Raw genomic sequence first — 647 nt, 5'->3', positions numbered from 1 at the left:
CGCCCGCAACGCACGCGGCTCCCGTGCCGTTGGGGGAGGTGTTCGAAGTCTCAACCCACAGGCACAGGAGCCGCGTTGGTTCCGTATTCTGCCGCACTCGACCTGCCTCATGCCCTGGTCGAGTGGGTCACGATGCTCATCGTCACCCGCGAGGGTGACCGTCGCTGCAAACTCCCGCCGCACCAGCGTGCGCTGGTCGCCCTGGTGTACCTGCGCAAGCACGACACGCTCGCCCAGATCGCTGTTGGCTTCGGTATCTCGGTGGGCACCGCTTATGCCTACACCACCGCGGTGATCAGCCTGCTCGCAGAGCGTGCACCGGGCCTGCTCAAGGTGCTGCGAGAGGCCGACCCCGACTACGTCCTGCTCGACGGCACCCCCGCCGAGTGCGACCGGGTCGGCGACAGCCGGGCCGACTACTCCGCCAAGCACCGCCGACACGGCGTGAACGTGCAGGTAGTGACCGATCCGGACGGCCGGCTGCTGTGGATCTCACCCGCACTGCCCGGCCGCGCGCACGACCTCACCGCGGCCCGCACCCACCGGATCATCCGGATCTGCGAACGCCAAGGTGTCCCGATCCTTGCCGACCGCGCCTACATGGGGGCCGGTCCGTGGGCAACGACGTCCGTCAGGCGCCCGCCGGG

1 protein-coding gene is annotated in these 647 nt (G+C 69.6%); it reads left to right on the top strand.

From position 1 onward, the window contains the following. Positions 1-75: 75 nt before the first annotated feature. A partial coding sequence (locus IEY86_RS36040; RefSeq protein ID WP_189136107.1) for a transposase family protein occupies positions 76-647 on the top strand: 572 nt, incomplete at its 3' end.

It is taken from the genome of Wenjunlia tyrosinilytica (assembly GCF_014646055.1).
GTDB classification, from domain to species: Bacteria; Actinomycetota; Actinomycetes; order Streptomycetales; family Streptomycetaceae; genus Wenjunlia; species Wenjunlia tyrosinilytica.
The sequence above is the reverse complement of the archived record's forward strand: the minus strand, read 5'-3'. Positions and strand labels throughout refer to the sequence as shown.